The organism is Rhizobium sp. Leaf262 (assembly GCF_001422245.1).
GTDB lineage: Bacteria > Pseudomonadota > Alphaproteobacteria > Rhizobiales > Rhizobiaceae > Agrobacterium.
Genome location: NZ_LMMM01000001.1, coordinates 597,068 through 616,008 on the forward strand (window position 1 = coordinate 597,068; position 18,941 = coordinate 616,008).

General features: G+C 57.4%; 14 protein-coding genes and 1 riboswitch. Of the genes, 1 reads left to right on the forward strand and 13 read right to left on the reverse strand.

The features are described 5' to 3' along the window. Position 1: 1 nt before the first annotated feature. Positions 2 to 104, reverse strand: a riboswitch (TPP riboswitch). Between the two features lie 77 nt (positions 105 to 181). The 6 genes from iolG to ASF29_RS02685 form a co-directional block, all read right to left on the reverse strand. Further along, positions 182 to 1,174, reverse strand: coding sequence for an inositol 2-dehydrogenase (iolG, locus tag ASF29_RS02660; protein ID WP_062448242.1), 993 nt, complete (start codon positions 1,172 to 1,174; stop codon positions 182 to 184). 242 nt (positions 1,175 to 1,416) lie between these two features. Further along, positions 1,417 to 2,754 (reverse strand): telomere resolvase, encoded by a 1,338-nt coding sequence (locus tag ASF29_RS02665; protein WP_062448243.1) that lies wholly within the window; start codon positions 2,752 to 2,754, stop codon positions 1,417 to 1,419. Between the two features lie 77 nt (positions 2,755 to 2,831). Beyond that, a complete protein-coding gene (locus ASF29_RS02670) occupies positions 2,832 to 3,977 on the reverse strand; it encodes a Xaa-Pro peptidase family protein (protein WP_062448245.1) in 1,146 nt (381 codons plus the stop codon). 85 nt (positions 3,978 to 4,062) lie between these two features. Further along, positions 4,063 to 5,427, reverse strand: a complete 1,365-nt coding sequence (locus ASF29_RS02675) for an AcvB/VirJ family lysyl-phosphatidylglycerol hydrolase (protein ID WP_062448246.1) — start codon at positions 5,425 to 5,427, stop codon at positions 4,063 to 4,065. Continuing rightward, entirely contained in the window at positions 5,424 to 8,024 is a 2,601-nt protein-coding gene (mprF, locus tag ASF29_RS02680) for a bifunctional lysylphosphatidylglycerol flippase/synthetase MprF (protein ID WP_062448248.1), read from the reverse strand. The genes ASF29_RS02675 and mprF overlap by 4 nt, the downstream gene beginning before the upstream one ends. A 150-nt stretch (positions 8,025 to 8,174) precedes the next feature. After that, positions 8,175 to 9,212 carry a dipeptidase gene (locus tag ASF29_RS02685; protein ID WP_062448654.1) on the reverse strand — a complete coding sequence of 346 codons (1,038 nt, stop codon included), beginning with the start codon at positions 9,210 to 9,212 and terminating at the stop codon, positions 8,175 to 8,177. Positions 9,213 to 9,331: 119 nt separating this feature from the next. Here ASF29_RS02685 and ASF29_RS02690 point away from each other — a divergent pair, with 119 nt between their 5' ends. Then, the gene (locus tag ASF29_RS02690) at positions 9,332 to 10,846 is read left to right on the forward strand and encodes a serine hydrolase domain-containing protein (protein WP_062448250.1); all 1,515 of its coding nucleotides are present in this window, start codon (positions 9,332 to 9,334) and stop codon (positions 10,844 to 10,846) included. An 18-nt stretch (positions 10,847 to 10,864) separates the two neighbouring features. Here ASF29_RS02690 and ASF29_RS02695 read toward each other — a convergent pair whose 3' ends face one another. The 7 genes from ASF29_RS02695 to ASF29_RS02725 all read right to left on the reverse strand — a co-directional run bounded on the left by ASF29_RS02695 (position 10,865) and on the right by ASF29_RS02725 (position 18,842). Next, positions 10,865 to 11,731: a D-amino-acid transaminase gene (locus ASF29_RS02695; protein ID WP_062448252.1), complete on the reverse strand. Its 867-nt coding sequence runs from the start codon at positions 11,729 to 11,731 to the stop codon at positions 10,865 to 10,867. 10 nt (positions 11,732 to 11,741) lie between these two features. Next, positions 11,742 to 12,803 (reverse strand): P1 family peptidase, encoded by a 1,062-nt coding sequence (locus tag ASF29_RS02700; RefSeq protein WP_062448254.1) that lies wholly within the window; start codon positions 12,801 to 12,803, stop codon positions 11,742 to 11,744. 82 nt (positions 12,804 to 12,885) lie between these two features. Next, the gene (locus tag ASF29_RS02705; RefSeq protein WP_062448255.1) at positions 12,886 to 14,889 is read right to left on the reverse strand and encodes an acetyl/propionyl/methylcrotonyl-CoA carboxylase subunit alpha; all 2,004 of its coding nucleotides are present in this window, start codon (positions 14,887 to 14,889) and stop codon (positions 12,886 to 12,888) included. A 10-nt stretch (positions 14,890 to 14,899) separates the two neighbouring features. Beyond that, the gene (locus ASF29_RS02710; RefSeq protein WP_062448257.1) at positions 14,900 to 16,432 is read right to left on the reverse strand and encodes an acyl-CoA carboxylase subunit beta; all 1,533 of its coding nucleotides are present in this window, start codon (positions 16,430 to 16,432) and stop codon (positions 14,900 to 14,902) included. A 98-nt stretch (positions 16,433 to 16,530) separates the two neighbouring features. Next, the gene (locus ASF29_RS02715; RefSeq protein ID WP_062448258.1) at positions 16,531 to 17,286 is read right to left on the reverse strand and encodes an amino acid ABC transporter ATP-binding protein; all 756 of its coding nucleotides are present in this window, start codon (positions 17,284 to 17,286) and stop codon (positions 16,531 to 16,533) included. Next, positions 17,283 to 17,963 carry an amino acid ABC transporter permease gene (locus tag ASF29_RS02720; protein ID WP_062448261.1) on the reverse strand — a complete coding sequence of 227 codons (681 nt, stop codon included), beginning with the start codon at positions 17,961 to 17,963 and terminating at the stop codon, positions 17,283 to 17,285. The genes ASF29_RS02715 and ASF29_RS02720 overlap by 4 nt, the downstream gene beginning before the upstream one ends. 105 nt (positions 17,964 to 18,068) lie before the next feature. Further along, the gene (locus tag ASF29_RS02725) at positions 18,069 to 18,842 is read right to left on the reverse strand and encodes an amino acid ABC transporter substrate-binding protein (RefSeq protein ID WP_062448263.1); all 774 of its coding nucleotides are present in this window, start codon (positions 18,840 to 18,842) and stop codon (positions 18,069 to 18,071) included. Positions 18,843 to 18,941: the final 99 nt, after the last annotated feature.

The following is an 18,941-nucleotide window of genomic DNA, read 5'->3' on the forward strand; positions in this document are numbered from 1 at the left end:
GCAGCGGCGACTGTTCCGTTCCTACGCCGGCATGACCCGGATCAGGTTCAAGGGTCCGGCTCAGCGCCATCTCAGCATCGTGCGATGCTCCCCTCGGAATGTCTGGAAATTGTCGTCTTTTGTGCCCGCTGTCAATGGCGGGAAATGGCGGACGTCCAGCGTCCACCATTTTGCGAAGCCGTCAGGCGATCTGCACGACCACCTTCTCACGGGCAGATTTCAGAGCCGCATCGGCGAGTTTGAGGGCAATCAAACCATCATAGGCCGATGGGGAAGGCGCGACGTTGTTCTCGATGGCTTCGATAAACGCGCGGATTTCGGCAGCATATGCCTCCGTGTAGCGTGTCATAAAGAAATCATGCAATGGCGGGCGCGTATAGCCTTCCTTGGTCGCGATCTCGATGGAGACCGGGCGCTGATTTTCGGCGGCGACGGAGCCTAGCGATCCGTGGACTTCGATGCGTTGATCGTAGCCGTAAGTGGCGCGGCGAGAATTGGAGATGATCGCCTGGCGTCCACTGGCGGTGGTCAGGATGATGCTTGCGCTATCGTAGTCGCCGAGTTCGCCGATCTTCGGGTCCACCAGAACGGAGCCGGTGGCAAAGACGCTGACGATCTCTTCACCGAGCAGAAAGCGCGCGATGTCGAAATCATGAATGGTCATATCGCGAAAGATACCGCCTGAGACCTTGATGTATTCTGGTGGCGGCGCGCCGGGATCGCGGCTGGTGATCGTCACCATCTCGACCTTGCCGATCTGGCCATCGTCAATTGCCTTGCGCACGGCGCGGAAATGCGGATCAAAACGGCGGTTGAAGCCGAGCATGATTTTAGCATCTGTTTCCTTGACCACTTCGATGCAGGCGGCGGCGCGCGCAACATCGAGATCGATAGGTTTTTCGCAGAAGATCGCCTTGCCTGCGCGGGCAAATCGCTCGATCAGATCGGCATGCGTGTTGGTTGGAGTGCACACGATAACGGCATCGATATCGGGATTGGCCAGCACATCCTCGATTGTGCTGATCTGGCAGCCGGTTTCGTCGGCAATCGCCTGAGCGGCGTCAGCAAAAGCGTCGACGACGGCAACCAGTCTGGCACGTTTGTCGGCGGCAATCGCCTTGGCATGCACCTTCCCAATGCGCCCGGCACCGAGCAAAGCCAATCTCGTAACCATCGTTATCCTCCCGATACGATTTACGGGTCTTTCACACCCCGTTCCCTAAGTGGAACGCGAATATGAAATTCGACCCATTTGGAATATATGTTCCATCTTGCTAGAGCGCCATTTCATTTATGTCAAGGCATCACAATGGGTACCGCATACCTGCAGGAATGAGAGGCGATCGACGCGCGAAGGCTGCGCGGAAAAGTCCCTTACCTTGCCGTAAATGGTCCAGAGAAGGTCCGGTCAGAAGTCTATGTCTGTGGCATGCCGGGAATTCGGTTCACCTCGACCATCTGCCGAATCGTGCGGTCGGCCACCTTCTCGGCACGCACCTTGGATACCTCCGCATCCTCTGGAAATGTGTAGGTCATATAGGACAGCGATGTTTCAAGATCGTTGTTGTTGTGACCCAGGATGGCTGCGAAGTAGCTGTTCTTGGTGACGCTGGATGGGGCGAAGTTGCGAAAGGCGATTTCAGCATAGAGGTGGCGAAGACCATAGGGTTTTGGTGGCTCTTCCTTGGGCCAGATATCCTCGAATTTGCTGATGACTGCATCGCGCAACGGCAGGCGGACCTCAGACGTAAAGTCGTCCACGCTCAAGCCCAGCCACAATTTTCCATCGCTGCTGTCGCGCAGGCGACGATAGGCATCCAGAACGATTTTCGCCTGTTCCAGAACCGGGATTTCATAGGTCACGCCAAACTTCGTGCCTTCGCCCTGCTTGGTCTTGGCTTGCCCGTTGAAGAGCACGCTCCACTTGGAAACTCCCTTGCCATAAGCGGCGGGCGTCAATTCGGCCTGGGTGAAGATTTCGTAGGGACGCCGACCCGTGGTTCCCATCAGGCCGATGGCAATCGTCATGGGATCTGAGGATTGCAGGTATCGACGACACCGCCGCATGACCTCGGCATAATTTTCAAAGATGATCAGCGAACCATGCTTGTTGGCGATTTTCGCCATCTTGATCTTGCGAGCTTCATCGTAAATCTGTGGTGTTCCGGACGCGATGCGCAGCATGGGATGATCGTCACCGAAGGCTTCGCGCAAAGCGTTGCGGTATTTGGTGATGTAGGAGATGACGGTTGCCTGCGCCTTGTCGCCCATGGACGCCATTTCCGCGTCCCATAGTGCCTGCATCTCAGGCTTGGTGGTCAGGCCATTGGTTGCGGCGATGAAATCTGAAACACGCAGCAGGAAACGCGGCTTGCGCCCGACCATGTTGTTTTCGGCCCGCTCCAGCTTTTCCTGGATCGAACTCGCCACGCCGCGCACTGGGTATTCGGCAGCTTTGACATAAGTGTCCAGCCGTTCACGCAATTTCTTCATGTTGCAGATGGCGAGCGGCGTCGTTTTAGGGCCGAAGGCGTCTTTCAGGGCGTATCTATATTTTACGATATAGAGCTCGAGCGTCTTTTCGGTCCTGCCATTGTCGAAATGAAACCGCACCTCCTCATTCCAGAAAGCGCTGATTTTCTTCGAGTCAAAACTTCCATCGGGTTTTCGGGTCGCTTTGATTTTTTCGATAAATTCTGCAATCCGTTCGACCAGAATCGGTGTCTTTGTCTTTCTTTTTTCGGTCGCGGACATGGTGGGCTCCAGCAATATGATTCGCACTCGGAAAAGTATATTTTAGGCGCAATAACAATGCATGACCAAAGCAGATGCTATGAAGAAAATGGCTCTGTGGGAGATTTCGCAGGTTGGGTAAACCACTTGGCTCCATCATGATCCATATAAATATGGTCTTCCAATCGTATACCGAAACGATCCGGATAGACCAGCATCGGTTCGTTGGAAAAGCACATGCCGGACGCTAGCGGCAATGTATTACCGCGCACGATATAGGGTGCTTCGTGAATTTCCAGTCCCAGGCCATGACCGGCCCTGTGCGGCAGGCCGGGCAGACGGTAATCCGGGCCGAGACCATGACTTGCCATGACGCGGCGGGCGGCGTCATCGAGTGCACTGCATGCGACACCGAGTTTCGCAGCGTCGAAAACCGCTTGCTGGGCCTCTCGTTCGATGGCCCAGGCCCTTGCGAATTCCTCAGAAGATGTGTCCATGACATAGGTTCTGGTCAGATCGGAATGATAGCCGTCAATGCGTGTGCCGGTGTCGACAAGAATGACATCGCCTGCCTGCAGGGTCTGATCGCCATCGGCGCCATGGGGTAAGGATGTCGCGCTTCCAAAGGATACGATGCAGAATGAAGAGCCGCCTTCGCCGCCCAGTTCCAGATGCTGCTGATCGATGAAGCGGATGACTTCCGATGCGGCGATGCCGGGCTTCATCACGCTGTGCGCACGTTTGTGCACCTCAAGCGTCAAATCCATGGCATATTGGATGATCGCTATCTCGGCTGGAGATTTGCGAATACGCAGATTGCCGATCAACGGCCCACCATCGCAAAGCCGCTCCTGACCCAGTTCGCGGGTAAGGCTGTGATAGATAAACAGCGGCAATGCATCATCCAGCGCCACGCGGCCACGCGTTCCCACCAACGAGGCAACCAGCGCGGCGGGTTGCTCTTCTTCCTGCCAGACATGGACATCGCCATCGAGATGCGGAAGGGTATCGACGCGGCTTTTCTCAAAGCCTGGAACCATATAGTGCAACATGTCTTGCGTTATGAGTGCGCCGAGCAATCGTTCGCTTTGGTGCCAGACCAGTCCCGTAAAATAGCGCAGGCTTTCGGAAGAGCCAAGAAGCAGCGCTTCGACCTCCTGTTCGGCCATGAGGCCGCGCAGACGGCGAAGCCGCTCTAGGCGTTCGGAATCGCCGATCGTATCGGGCTTGTTCAATAAGGGCATTCTTCGATCTTCCAGTGGCACCACAAGGTGACGAATACGAAATTCTCATTCTGTATTCAATATGTCGACAGAAGAATGCCGTGTCCTATTGCTGCAGGCGTTTTTTCAGCGAGGCAACGATCCGTTTCGTCAGGGCTTCATAATCCTCGTCGAAATGGTGGCCGCCATCGATGCCGATGATTTCCGCACCTTTGTCCTTCAGGGCGGGGCAGGCGGCATCTTCATCATCCGTGCCGTAAACACACTGAACGATTTTCGGATCGATCTTCGCCAGATCATTGACGGGGTCTTGGGCACCATCACCGGAAACGCCGAGCCATCCGCCGACGGAAATCTCATATGAGACTTCGTGAGAGAGTGACAGAAGGCTCATTTGAACGATGCGGCTCTTTTCCTTCTCCGGCAGCAAATTGTAGGTAACGGGGAGGACATCGGCACCGAAGGAATAGCCGATCAGCATGACGTTCTTCACCTTCCATTCCTTGCGATAGGTGTCGATTATACGCGTCAGGTCTTCGGCGATGTCCTCGGGCTTCTTTTCCGACCAGAAATACCGCAGGGAATCGATGCCGATGGTTGGAACGCCGTCCTGTTGCAGAAAACTGCCGACGTCCTTGTCCAGATCACGCCAGCCGCCATCACCGGAATAGATGATGGCCATCGTGTCCATGGTCGGCTTGGCTTCGAGTACGGTCAAGGGAAGGCCAAGGGGATTGTCGGAGTTGCCTGCCGCGTCGATACGGTCCTGCAACGCCTGCGCCAGAGCCGCCTGTGCTTCGTCCGTCACATCCTTTACATCGATATCCGAGTGAGACTTCAGCAGATCCTCCACATGAGCACGGCCCTTTGCGTCGGCCTTTGGCGTGAAGACCACGCTCACGGGTGCAGGAAGGTCACCATCTGTCAGGCCGTAAATCGTACGGTTTCCGTCCTTTTGCTTGGTGGCAGGCGTGCAGAGTATCTTTTCCAGCGGTATGCCCGCAACGGGGTCGACTGCTACGGCCTCGCCGATCGTTGCCGCAGGGCTCTGCGCGATCATGGCAAGCGCGAGCGTCGCGCCATCACCCACACCCGCGATGATGGGCGGACGATAATTCGACACTTTCGCCTTACGCTGGATTTCCTGTGAAAGCTCTTCGATGTCGGAAATCATGTAGACGCAGTCATCATCGTCGGCTTGAAGCGCGGCCATATATTTTGGAAAATCGATGCCGACGACAGCGGCACCCTTATCCACCAGTGCTTCCGCTTCCGTCTGTTCCTGCTCTCCCCAGCCACTCTGACCGGAGATCAGGAAAATATTTGCAGCAACATCGCCATCTGGCAGCATGATGTGATCGGGCGGGATCATGCCTGTCTGAAAGTCGTTCGCGTCCTGTGCCGACACATGAAAGGGTATGGAGAGTGTCGCTGCTATCAACGCGGCTTTCAGATATTTCAGGCCTGTCATTTACCAATCACTCCTCTGACGCCGCCGCTGATGAGAACGGTCGCATCCATTAGGGCCAATGCGGCGCTGGTGCCGTTGGAAACCGCGACATAGCGTGGTTCCCATTTGGGGTGAAACTTGGACTTGAAGGCACGCAGTCCCTTGAAATTATAGAAGCGCTCGCCGTGTTCGTACAAAGTTCCACCGATGCGATCCCAAACAGGCGCGGCTTCGCGCTTCGACATTCCGGAGAGCGGGGCCATGCCCAGGTTGAAATAGGAGTAACCCTGTTCGCGCATATATTCAATGATGCTCACAAATAGGAAATCCATCGCCCCGCGCGGGGCGTCCGGCGAAAAGCGCATGAGATCGACGGTGACCTCTTTCTTGGTTTGCGTCATCAAGAGGTTGGCGAACGCAGTGATCTGGCCATCCTTGTGCAGCACCGCAACGGGCTGGGACAGGATGTAGTCCTTTTCGAAAGAGCCGAGCGAGAAGGTTTTTTCGCGCGTGTTGTGGTGTGAAAGCCAGGAATCCGAAACGCGTTTGAGATCGTCGTACACTTCAGGCACCTGCGGCGTGTCGATGACAGAGAATGTCAGTCCGTCGCGCGCGCCGCGGCTGAGCGACTGGCGTAGATTGGCAAGTTTGCCGCCCTTCAGTTCAAACCGTGTCAGATCGACCATGGCCAGTTCGCCGAGCTTGAAGGCGCGGAGGCCAGCATCGGCACAATTGGGCAGAATGGCCGGAGATATCTGATAAAAGACGGCGCGACCGCCAGATGAACGTGCTGTTTCAACGAATTGCCAGACCAGATCGGCAAAGTCTTTTTCATCTCCAACCGGATCGGCAAGCGCAATCCAGGAGCGTCCCCGGATGCCATACATGATGAATGCGTTGCCGCTTTCCGACAGCATGACGTGCTTGTCGCCCATCCGGACCAGATTGGCGTCAGCCACATCCTGCTTTTCAACAATTGCGGTGGCTTTGACGACGTCGTCCGGGTGGATTTCGTCTGGCCGGTAGATGACCGGGCGCAGCAGGCTGAAAATGGCGACGGTGGACGACGCAAGCACCAGCCCCAGAAGCGCTCGAAGGCTTCGCGGTGCTTCCTCGGAAAATTCGAATTGCCACCATAGCGTCTGGCTGTAATCCGTATCGCGGTAGACGAAAAACAGAATGGTCGCGGCACCGGCGACGATGACAGCCATTGCAGCAAGCCATGTTGGGCCAAGCGCCTGACGCAGCAGCGAGGCGTGGCGAGTAAAGCTGCGGATGTTGAAGAACAGGGCAACAATGAAGATGCCGAGGAAGATCGCCTCGAAGACGGCAATCGCCTTGATGAGAGACAGAAACAGACCGCCCGCGGCCGCAACCAGAGCAACCCACCACGCACCATCCAGCCGCTGACTCAGTCCACGGGACGCAACGACCAGAACAAGGCCCAGAATACTGGACAGGAAGTGCGCCGCCTCGATAATCGGCAACGGCACGAAGCCCGACAGAAAGTCGAGGTTGCTGTCGGGTGTCGGCGTCACGCTCGAAAAGATCAGCATGGTGCCGAGAATGAGCGCGTAGGCTGATAGAAGCGAGGGAGCAAGACGCCCGGCGAGATTGCCGATATCGGCCATCACGGGCTTGGAGGCGAATTGCTTCATCTCCGTCGCAAGCATCAGCATGATCGCAACCAGCAGCGGCAGGACGTGGTAGATCATTCGATAGAGAACGAGGCCACCCAGAAGCTGATCAAGGCTGATGGCATTGCCAAGCCCGGCTACCATTACCGTCTCGAATACGCCAAGGCCTGCAGGAACGTGGCTGAGAACACCAAGACCGACCGCTGTGGCATAGATAGCAAAGAAGCTGGGCCAGCCGACATTGGTTTCCGGCAGTAGCACGTAAAGAACCGAAGCCGAGGCCGCGATGTCGAGCGCGGAGACGAGAAACTGCCTGGACGAGGTACGGCTGTCAGGCAAACGCAGCTTCAGGCGCTTAATCTGGAGGACCCGGCCATTACGGCCCAGAAACATCAAAGCCGCCATAACGCAGATGACGATGAGGGCTGCCCCTCTCAACCAGATTGCATCGACCCCGATGATCGCTGCAACGCGAGGTGCGACGATCAATGTCGACAAGGCGCTGACGGCCAGCAGGCCAAGCCCGAAGGACAATGTCACGAAGGCGATGATGCGGGCTATGTCGGATGGGGTCAGGCCAAGCCGGGAATAGGCACGGAACCGGATCGCGCCGCCGCTCAGCGGCCCGAAGCCCGCCGTGTTGCCGACCGCATAAGCAATGAAAGCAGTGGCGATGACCGAGGGGGTGGGCAGCTTCTTGCCGATATATTCGATGGCATTGGCGTCATAACAGATGAGAGCTGCAAAGCTGAGACCGGTAAACAGGATGGCCAGCGCAACAGCGCGCCAGCTCGTATCGGCCAGTGCGTCGACGATCTCGTCATAACGGACTTCCGACGTCAGCTTGTAGATGGTGAAGGTCATCATCACGAAGACAAGCGTCACCGCGATCGATGTCAGATGCGGCCTGTACCGTTCGAAAAAGCCTTCGAGACCGGCTTCGGCCTCTTCGATCTGCGCTACGTCGGTCTTCTCTGTCATATGCTTTTCCACAGGATCAGATTGCGTCTGGCGAACCACAGCATTGTGACGCTAGTTCGTTGTGTTTTCACAAATACGAAGATTTGATTTTTATTTCATAAATTCTTGCGCGGTCTTCGAATTCTAGCGCTGCCGGGCAAGGTGTGCCGTTCACGCACCCCAGGTCGCTTCCAGCACTCTGATCCAGTTGCCATGGCAGATTTTGTCCAGCGAGGCCTGATCGTAGCCCGCAGACCGCAAGGCTTGCACCAGAAGCTGAAGGTCAGCGACGTCCCGCATCGCTGCGGGAATTGTGGTTCCGTCGAAATCCGAACCGAAAGCGACATGGTCGATACCCATGCGTTCGACCATGTAGTCGACGTGTCGGACCAGTTCGCTCAAATCCGTGTCCGGGTTCTTCACCCCGTCCTGACGCATGAACAGCACGCCGAAATTGACGCCCGCAAGTCCGCCCGTGTCGCGGATGGCGTCGAGCTGGCGGTCCGTCAGATTGCGGCTGTGATTGCACAGGGCATGGGCGTTGGAATGCGATGCTACCAGCGGTGCATCAGAGATTTTGGCGATGTCCCAGAAGCCCTGCTCATTCATGTGGGAGAGATCGACCAGCACTTTGAGCTCGTTGCAGGTCTTGACCAGCCGTGTGCCCGCCTCGGTCAGACCCGGGCCGATATCCGGCGTCGAGGGGAAGCGGAATGGAACGCCATGCGCAAAGATGTTGGGACGGCTCCAGACAGGCCCCAAGGTGCGCAGCCCCGCCTGATGCAATACATGGAGTGCATCGAGATCTGCATCGAAGGCCTCCACGCCTTCAATGTGCATGACGGAAGCAAAGGCGCCCTTCGCCATCGCCTCGCCAATCTCAGCAGCGCTGCGGCAAACCTTCACCGAGCCAGCGGATGCAGCCTCTATACGAAACAGCAGGCTTGCCATGCCAAGGGTCGTCGCCAGGGCATCCACCTGTGCCGGAGCGATAAAATCGCCATTGGTGTCAAATCCGCGTGGGGAGGGCACATAGATAGCGCAAAGGCCACCGATGAGCGCGCCTTTGCGTGCGCGTGGCAGATCGATGTGACCAGCCGTTTCACCGTTCAGGAATCGTGTCTCCGGCGCAGCTTCCACCGACAATTTCAGGCGCAACAATGTATCGTTATGGCCATCGAAGACGGGCACTGCGTTCTGGCTGGTCATGAATAGGTCGCTTTCGAATAATGTCTCATCGAGCATTGCTGTAAGCTCCAGATAGGTGCAAATGCAATGCTTCAACAGAGCTTACCCGTGTTGCGAAGGCCAATTTGAACGGAAAACACATGCCGAACGATCTTCACTGGAGTGCTGCCGAAGCAGTCGCCAAACGATTTGCCAGCCAGTGGGCGGGCAATGAGCCAGGCGGCTCCATCATCGGCTTCGACCATACAGGCATTCGGTTTGCACATGCGGGCGGCGTCGAGAGTCTGGCAACGCGCGCACCTTTTACGGAGCGTAGCGTCGTGCGTTATGCATCCGTCACCAAACACATATTTTGCACCATGGTCCTGGCGAATTCCGACCTTATCGCGCTTGGTGATGTCCTTGGTCAGCATATGTGCGACCTGCGAGCGCCGCTGGCCGATGTGACCGTGGGGCAGGCGCTCGATATGAGTGGCGGCCTGCCGGATGTTCGGGAATGCCTTTCGCTCCTCGGCCTGTCGGTTTACACCGAAACAAAGGCCGCTCCCCTGCTGGATTATCTGTCGCGCCTGAGGCGCCTCAATTTCACACCGGGTAGCGAAGTCTCATATTCCAATACCGGATATCGTCTGGTCGAAGCCGCTCTGGAGCGTAAAGGTCGGCGTTTCGATGATTTCGTTCAGGACAACATCGCCGCACCCCTCGGCATTTTCCTAAAAGCGCCAGATGTCTGGAATGATCCGGTGGACGGTCTTGCGCCGGGCTACTGGAAATCCGATAGCGGCTGGCAGCTTTCGGCGGCTGGACTGCACATATCCGCGTCAGGAAGCCTTGCCGGTAGTGGCGACGCGCTGGTGCGGTGGCTTCAGGCGCTCATGGATGACGAAGGAGCTTTTGCTGGTGTGCTGGAAAAACTTTCGGCAGAACGCTCTCTGGGAAACGGCCGTCAAAGTGAGTACGGGCTGGGCCTGCGTTGGTCGCATCTTGGCGAGAGACGGTTCGTGGGGCATGGTGGCTCGCATCCGGGTTACAAGACCTATTTTCTGCTCGATCCGGACAATCGAACCGGCTTCGTGGTCGTGTCCAACCGGGAGGACACGAACGGGTTCAAGATCGCTCTCGAAAGCATGGCGGCACTGGCGAGCCTGCCGCTGCCGAAACCTGTAACCGGTCTACCGGACGGTCTTTACGTGACCGAAGCCGGACCATGGTGGCTGGAGATCAAGGGAAGCACCTGCACATTCATCGACGCTGAAGATACGCTTTACGATGATGGCGAGGGCTGGGCTTCTTCCCGTTCGGCATCGTCGCCGATGCGATTGCGGTGGGACGATAATGCCGTGATTGGCGAGGCTGGCCACGCGAAGCGCAGGTTTCTTCCGGTAGGTCGTCACGAGGTGCCTGAAACGATTTCCGGTCGCTGGCGTTCGGATGAGGGTGCCGAGTTTGAGATCGAGAACGGCAATCTCGTCATGGGCATCGGTCCGGTGCGCAACGTCATGCCGCTGAAAGCGCTCGGCAATGGACGTTTCCTGTTTACGCTTCATGATGGCCCGTGGACGAAGCGGGTCTGCCTCAACATGCTCGACAACGACAGGGCTGAACTGGTTACCAGCCGTGCCCGGATGATCGAATACCGGCGCTCGGCCCGATGAGACCGAGCGCGCCACTGTTCAGATGGCCGTGCGGCGTGCATGTTCGAGATAGAGTTCACGAAGGCGGGAAATCAGCGGGCCAGGTCTGCCATCGCCTACCTCTTTTCCATCGATTCTGGTGACGGGCATAACGAAGTTGCCTGCGCTCGTAAGCGCGGCTTCCTGAGCCTCCATGGCTTCCTGCAGGGTGAAAGGGCGTTCTTCAAGCGTCAATCCAGCCTCATCGATCAGTTCCAGGGCCGCTTGGCGCGTACAGCCGGGTAGCGTCTTGTTGCTGTTACCGCGCGTAACCAGTTTCTTGTCGGCGGTGATGATATAGGCCGTCGAAGACGCGCCTTCCGTAACAAAACCATCCTCGATCATCCATGCCTCATCGCAGCCTTGCGCCTTGGCGATGCGCTTGGCCATGACCTGCGGCAGCAGGCAAACCGATTTGATGTCGCGGCGCTCCCAGCGCTGGTCTGGCACCGACGTCACCGATAGGCCAGTCGTTTCCTGCGGATTGCCGAGAAGTTTCTTCGCCTGCGTAAACATCACGAGAGTGGGCGCAAGATCGTCAGAAAAGAGAAAATTGCGGTCTTCTGCGCCGCGTGTCAGTTGGAGATAGATCAGGCCTTCCGTCATCTGATTGTCTTTGACGAGACGACGTTCCGCTTCGACGATCTGCTGTGTGGTAACGGGCAGAGGAATCTCTATTTCACCCGCACTGCGTTGCAGCCGGGTCATATGCAGATCGCTGTCAATGAGCTTGCCGTCAATGACAGGTGTTACCTCATAGATGCCATCTCCAAACAGAAAGCCACGATCGAAAATCGACAGTTTGGCTTCCGATTCGGGAAGGAAGTCCCCATTGAGATACACGATGCGATCGTTTTGGCTTGGCATGAGAGGTCCTTTAGTCTTGAGACAGCAGCGCTTTGAGCGCTTCGATTGAAATGGCGGAAATACTGGATGGTTTACCCTTGGTCGCATTGAAGCCCTGCGCGCTTGATGCCATGCATAGCGAGTTGAGGATCGCCTCCTCAGTCGCCTCGATTGCCGCTTCGAACAGGGGCGAGACGATGTCGTTGGAAAGCTGCGGATAGGCGTGCAGCACCTTACGGCGGGCAGGCGTGCGGCGAACGCTTTCAGCTGTTGAAAAGGCAAGCGCGTAGTCGCCAGAACCGTTGCTGAGTGCGGCACCCGTGCGCGACAGTCCGCCAAAAGCTCTTGCGGCAAGACGCTTGAGATTGCGTGACGACAGCGGCGCATCTGTCGCGACGACGATGACGATGGAGCCATCCACATCCGGGACTGGGGGCGCAGAATAGGGCTTCCCGCATACCAGAAGCCTGCCGCCATAATTGGATTGTACCAGCACGCCCAGTCTGTAGCGCTGGCCTGCCACGGGCACGATGCGTGAACTCGTGCCGATGCCGCCCTTCAGGCCGAAGGCAACGGTGCCTGTTCCGGCTCCGACGCCGCCCTCTTCGACAGCACCCGTTCCAGCAACGTCCAGAGCCTGCACGATCTCATCAACCGTCGGGCGACCTGCGCGGATATCATTCAGCCGTGAATCGTTCGTCTCTCCTACGACCGCATTCAACGAAACCACACGCTCGTTGCCGGGGTAATGAAGCGTATAACGAATGATTGCTTCGACCGCACGACCGGTTGCCAGCGTGTTGGTGAGAACGATGGGCGTTTCGATTTCGCCCAGTTCCTCGATCTGGGTCGCGCCGACGAACTTGCCAAAGCCATTATAGATGGCAAGTGCGGCCGGAACCTTGTCCTGAAACAGATTGCCGCCATGAGGGAAGATCGCAGTTGCGCCTGTGCGAACGGTAGCGCCTTCAACGATGGTGGCGTGCCCGACGCGGACGCCTTCGACGTCTGTTATGGCGTTCAAGGGACCTGTCTCATACACTCCCGGCGCAAAACCAATGTCGCGCAGTCTCACTCGGGTATTGTCAGGCATAGGATACGGCTTCCGCAGACTCAGAGGCGGATGGTTTAACGTGATTTGCGGTAAAACGGCAGCTCAAATCTCGCTCTGCCGCCTATTCAAATTCGAGAATAACCTCATCGACAGCAAGGCTGTCTCCCGCGCTGACCGCAACCTTGCTGACCTTTGCGCGTCGTTCCGCACGAAGAATATTCTCCATCTTCATCGCTTCGACCGTTGCCAGTGCCTGCCCCGCTTCGACGTGATCACCTTCGCTGACGGAAATGACCGTTACGACGCCTGGCATCGGGCAAAGCAGCATTTTCGATGTGTCGGGCGGCAGCTTTTCCGGCATCAGTCGCGCCAGTTCAGCAACACGTGGCGTACGAACGCGGGCACTCACATCGATGCCGCGCCAGCGCAGACGGATGGTCGATGGGGAAAGCTCGACCTTGACGGCCACAGGTTCTCCATCGACCTTGAAGAGGTGCAGACTTTGTCCGGGCAGCCATCCGCATTCCACAGCGACAGCCGAACCATCGTCGAAGATAACGGAAACGTTGTCTGCTGCGGCTTTAAGAGAAATAGGGTACTCGATCCCGCCGAAGGTAACCACCCAGTCATGTCCCACAACGCGCCGGTGGTTGCCGATGGTGCCGGAAATCTGTGTGGCGCGGGTCTGCACGCGATGATGGATCAGCGCGGCGATGGCGGCGAGTTTCCGCGCGCGCTCTGCATCGGGTTCAACGCTTGTAAAACCCTCGGGGAACTCTTCTGCAATAAATCCGGTGGTCAGGTTTCCGCTGCGGAAACGTTGGTTTTGCATGACGGTGGACAGGAAAGGCAGGTTGTGGCCGATGCCTTCGACCTCGAAACTGTCCAGCGCCTCGCCCATGGCATCGATGGCAGTGATACGTTCAGGTCCCCAGGCGCAAAGCTTGGCGATCATCGGATCGTAATACATCGAGATTTCCCCGCCTTCGAACACGCCCGTGTCGTTGCGAATGATGGTGCCATCGGTCTGCTTGCCTTCTTTCGGAGGCCGATAACGCGTTAGCCGACCGATGGAGGGCAGGAAGTTCCGATACGGATCTTCGGCGTAGAGACGGCTTTCGATGGCCCAGCCGTTGAGTTTGACGTCGCTCTGGCTAAAGGCAAGGCGTTCGCCGGAGGCAACGCGGATCATCTGCTCCACCAGATCTATACCCGTCACCAGTTCCGTTACGGGGTGTTCCACCTGTAGTCGCGTGTTCATCTCAAGGAAGTAGAAATTGCGCTCGCCATCCACGATGAATTCCACCGTGCCAGCCGAATAATAGCCGACGGCTTTGGCGAGGGCGACGGCCTGTTCGCCCATGGCCTTGCGCGTGGCTTCATCGAGGAAAGGCGAGGGCGCTTCTTCGATGACTTTCTGGTTACGGCGCTGGATGGAGCATTCGCGTTCGCCGAGGTAAAGCACGTTACCGTGCTTGTCGCCCAGCACCTGAATTTCAATGTGGCGCGGCTGGTTGACGAATTTTTCGATGAAAATGCGGTCATCGCCAAAGGATGCCGTGGCCTCGTTCTTCGAGGACTGAAAGCCCTCACGCGCTTCGGCATCGTTCAAGGCAATCCGCATGCCCTTGCCGCCGCCGCCAGCGGACGCCTTGATCATAACTGGATAACCGATGGAAGACGCGATCTTCACGGCCTCGTCCGCATCTTCGATCAGGCCCATATGCCCCGGCACGGTGGAAACACCGGCCTCCTGCGCCAGCTTCTTCGACGTGATCTTGTCGCCCATCGCTTCGATGGCCTTTACCGGCGGGCCGATGAAGGTGACGCCAGCCTTATCAAGCGCTGCCGCGAAGTTGGGGTTTTCCGACAGAAAGCCGTAGCCGGGATGCACGGCATCTGCCCCTGTCTGTTCGATCGCCTCCAGAATCTTCTCGATGACGATATAGGACTGGTTTGACGGGGCAGTGCCGATATGGACCGCCTCGTCAGCCTCGCGCACATGCAGCGCATTGGCATCTGCATCGGAGTAGACCGCAACGGTTTTGATGCCCATGGCCTTGGCCGTGCGGATCACGCGGCAGGCGATTTCACCACGGTTGGCGATGAGGATTTTGGAGATCATGGTTTTGTCCTCACAGCGGAATCGTGTCGTGTTTTTTCCAATGCGTCGTCACCTGCTTGTTGCGCAGTGAGGCAAACGCCCGGGCAATGCGGCGGCGGGAGGAATGGGGCATGATGACCTCATCGATAAAGCCGCGTTCTGCCGCCACGAAGGGATTGGCGAACCGCTCCTCATATTCCCTGGTGCGCGCCGCGATCTTGTCCGGGTCGGACAATTCGGAGCGGTAGAGAATTTCCGCCGCACCCTTTGCGCCCATGACAGCGATTTCCGCCGTCGGCCAGGCGTAGTTGACGTCAGCACCGATGTGTTTCGAGGCCATGACATCATAAGCGCCGCCATAGGCCTTGCGGGTAATCAGCGTCACCATCGGCACGGTCGCTTCCGAATAGGCAAATAGCAGCTTTGCCCCATGCTTGATGACGCCGCCATATTCCTGCGCCACACCCGGCAGAAAGCCCGGTACATCCACCAGCGTTAAAAGCGGAATGTTGAAGGCATCGCAAAACCGCACGAAGCGGGCGGCCTTGCGCGAGCTGTCGATATCCAGGCATCCGGCCAGCACCATCGGCTGGTTGGCGACAACGCCCACGGTCTGCCCTTCGATACGGATAAAGCCGGTGATAATGTTTCTGGCGAAGGCCTCCTGAATCTCGAAAAAATCGCCTTCATCAGCCAGCGCGTGGATCAGTTCCTTCATATCGTAAGGCTTGTTGGAACTGTCGGGGATCAGCGTATCGAGCCGCTGCTCCAGCCGCGCCGGGTCATCGTGAAACGGACGACTTGGTGCCTTTTCGCGATTGTTGAGCGGCAGGAAATCGAAGAGCGCCCGGACGGCTTCCAGCGCTTCGATATCGTTTTCATAAGCGCCATCGGCGACGGAGGATTTTCTGGTGTGGGTGGAGGCCCCGCCCAGCTCTTCCGCGGTGACGATCTCGTTGGTGACGGTTTTCACCACATCCGGCCCAGTGACGAACATGTAGGAGGTATCGCGCACCATGAAGATGAAATCCGTCATGGCTGGCGAGTAGACCGCGCCGCCAGCGCAGGGGCCCATGATGACGGAGATTTGCGGGATGACGCCGGATACTTCAGCATTGCGGCGGAAGACCTCGGCGTAACCGGCCAGAGACGCCACGCCTTCCTGAATACGCGCGCCGCCGCTATCGTTAAGGCCGATCAGCGGTGCACCGGCGCGCACAGCCATGTCCATGACCTTGCAAATCTTCTGCGCATGGGTTTCGGACAGCGAGCCGCCCAGAACGGTGAAATCTTGGCTGAAGACGTAGACCTGGCGACCGTTGATGGTGCCCCAGCCGGTAACGACGCCATCGCCCGCCACCTTCTGTTCGGCCATGCCGAAATCCACCGCGCGGTGGGTAACATACATGTCGTATTCTTCGAAGGAACCTTCATCCAGCAGAACATCGAGGCGCTCCCGCGCTGTCAGCTTGCCTTTGGCATGTTGCGCATCGATGCGCTTCTGGCCTCCGCCAAGCCTTGCTTCGGCCCGGCGCGCGTCCAATTCCTCGAGAACCGTCGGCATGCAACCTCCCTCATGCTGATATCGTCACATAGGCTTAGACGTGAAATCTCGAATTGAAAACAGTCTATTACGGCCAGATGTGCAGATTTCGAGCCTGATCAGAGAGATTGCGCCGCATTGATGGAGGAGACGAAGCGGCGTGTGCGCTCCTGTTCAGGTGCCCGGAAAATGGCTTCGGCAGTGCCTGTTTCCACCACCTTGCCAGCCTCCAGAAACACGACATTGTTGGCGATGCGCGACGCAAGACGCAGATCGTGGGTCGCCATTACCATGGTCGTTCCCTCGCGTGCCAATTGGCCAAGCACATCAACGACTTCCTCTGAAAGTTCCGGGTCGAGCGCCGAGGTCGGCTCGTCGCACAGAAGCACCTGCGGCGAGGGTCCGAGCGCACGGGCAATGGCAACGCGCTGCTGCTGTCCGCCGGAGAGATTGGCGGGCCAGGCATCGGCCTTGTGCGCCATGCCGACCTTGGTCAGAAGCTCCATGGCGCGATCTCTTGCTTTCTCGCGCGACCATTTCTGAACGATCAGCAAACCTTCCATGACGTTTTCAATCGCGGTGCGATGCGGAAACAGCTGGAAGTTTTGAAACACCATGCCCGTCTGGCGGCGGATTTTCTGGATGGATTGCCATGTTACTTTCTTGCCTGACGTGAAGGCAATCGAGTCGGTGCCGATGCGCACCGTGCCCTCGGTCGGCAGCTCCAGCAGGTTGATGCAGCGCAGCAGCGTGCTTTTGCCGCCGCCGGATGGGCCAACCAGCGCCGTGACGCTGCCCTCTGGAAATGTCAGCGAAATGTCTTTGAGGATGACGGCTTCGCCGAAGCGTTTTTCGATATTGGAAAGCTCGATCATCGGCTGTTCTCCATCATGCCGCCATAACGGGCAAACCGCACTTCAAGCCGGGCCTGCAAGTTGGACAGCACCGAGCTGAGGGCGAGATAGATGAGGGCGGCTTCAATATAGAGGATAAGCGGCTCATAAGTGGTGGCGACGATGCGCTGTGCGGACTGGAAAAGCTCCGGCACGGTGATGGCGGCAGCAAGCGACGTGTCTTTGACCAGCGAGATGAAGGTGTTGGACAGCGGCGGCACGGCCACACGGCTTGCCTGCGGAAGAATGGTGCGCTGCATGGCCTGACGCCAGCTCATGCCGGTCGAAAACGCCGCTTCCCACTGGCCTTTTGGCACCGAGGAGATGGCCGCACGGATGATTTCAGACGTGTAGGCGCCAACATTCAGCGTGAAGCCGATCAAAGCGGCGGGAAACGCATCCAGCAGGATGCCGATGCTGGGCAGGCCGTAGAAGATCACGAAAAGCTGGACGAGGAGCGGCGTGCCTCTGATGACCCAGACATAAAAGCGGGCGATCAGCCTTAATGGCATAGGGCCGAACAGGCGAGATACTGCGGTCGCCAGACCTAGGCTCAGCCCTAGGACAAATGAAAGCAAGGTCAGTGGAATGGTGAACTTCACGCCCGCCCACAGCAGGGTCGGAAGCGAGTCCATCATCAATTGCAGCCAATGCGGCACGGTGAGCCCCTTAATAAAAAACGAAGTCCGGCGCTAACGCCGGACTGTCTGGTCTGGTTCGGATCATGACCTATTTCCGCAGGGGATAACAGGTCTTCCAGTCGTTTACTTGGAAACGTCCTGGCCGAAGTATTTATCGGAAATGGTCTTGTAGGTACCATCCGCCTTGATGTCTGCCAGTGCCTTGTTGATCGAGGCCACAAGCTCATCATCGCCCTTGCGCACGATGATGCCGGAATAGTCGGCGTCTGGCTTTTCGGCCACGACTTTGACCGGCGCCTTTGGCTGCTTCTTCTTGAAGTCGTAGAAGGAGAGGCTGTCATTGATGGTCGCGTCGGCGCGTCCGGTCAGAACCAGCTGGATCGATTGGTCGAAACCATCCGTGCCCACAAGTTCAGCACCGGCTTCCGTTGCCAGCTTGCCGAAGTTGCTGGTCAGCGACTGTGCCGACTTCTTGCCCTTCAGGTCCGCAAAGCCCTTGATGTCATCGTTCTTCTCACTGACGATCAGCACGGCCTTCGATGCGATATAAGGCTCTGAGAACGCATATTTCTGTTTGCGGGCTTCCGTGATACCGACCTGGTTGATGACGGCGTCATAGCGTTTGGAATCGAGACCTGCGATCAGGCCATCCCACTTACCTTCAACGAATTCGGCCTTCACGCCAAGCTTCTTGGCCACGGCCTCACCGATTTCGACGTCGAAGCCGACGAGCTTGTTGCTGGCATCGTGGAAGGTGAAGGGAGCGTAGGTGCCTTCGGTCCCGATCTTGATGACGCCTGAAGACTTGATCTGGTCAAGGTTCTCGCCGGCGAAGGAAGGGGCGACGATGGCAGCGTTAAAGGCGGCGGCGGTAGCAAGTGTCTTGAGCCAGCTCATGGTATTCCTTTCAGGATTTTCTAATGATGTCTCATCCCACAAATTCTGCGTATTTAAACGGCAGAAAGACGCAAAAAGATGCGGGAAAATGGAATATTT

Coding starts and splice junctions, on each gene's coding strand:
- ASF29_RS02665 (WP_062448243.1), bottom strand. CDS start 2,754: ATGTCCGCGACCGAAAAAAGAAAGACAAAGACACCGATTCTGGTCGAA.
- ASF29_RS02695 (WP_062448252.1), bottom strand. CDS start 11,731: ATGCCAAGCCAAAACGATCGCATCGTGTATCTCAATGGGGACTTCCTT.
- ASF29_RS02710 (WP_062448257.1), bottom strand. CDS start 16,432: ATGCCGACGGTTCTCGAGGAATTGGACGCGCGCCGGGCCGAAGCAAGG.
- ASF29_RS02700 (WP_062448254.1), bottom strand. CDS start 12,803: ATGCCTGACAATACCCGAGTGAGACTGCGCGACATTGGTTTTGCGCCG.
- ASF29_RS02685 (WP_062448654.1), bottom strand. CDS start 9,212: ATGACCAGCCAGAACGCAGTGCCCGTCTTCGATGGCCATAACGATACA.
- iolG (WP_062448242.1), bottom strand. CDS start 1,174: ATGGTTACGAGATTGGCTTTGCTCGGTGCCGGGCGCATTGGGAAGGTG.
- ASF29_RS02715 (WP_062448258.1), bottom strand. CDS start 17,286: ATGATCGAGCTTTCCAATATCGAAAAACGCTTCGGCGAAGCCGTCATC.
- mprF (WP_062448248.1), bottom strand. CDS start 8,024: ATGACAGAGAAGACCGACGTAGCGCAGATCGAAGAGGCCGAAGCCGGT.
- ASF29_RS02725 (WP_062448263.1), bottom strand. CDS start 18,842: ATGAGCTGGCTCAAGACACTTGCTACCGCCGCCGCCTTTAACGCTGCC.
- ASF29_RS02675 (WP_062448246.1), bottom strand. CDS start 5,427: ATGACAGGCCTGAAATATCTGAAAGCCGCGTTGATAGCAGCGACACTC.
- ASF29_RS02705 (WP_062448255.1), bottom strand. CDS start 14,889: ATGATCTCCAAAATCCTCATCGCCAACCGTGGTGAAATCGCCTGCCGC.
- ASF29_RS02670 (WP_062448245.1), bottom strand. CDS start 3,977: ATGCCCTTATTGAACAAGCCCGATACGATCGGCGATTCCGAACGCCTA.
- ASF29_RS02690 (WP_062448250.1), top strand. CDS start 9,332: ATGCCGAACGATCTTCACTGGAGTGCTGCCGAAGCAGTCGCCAAACGA.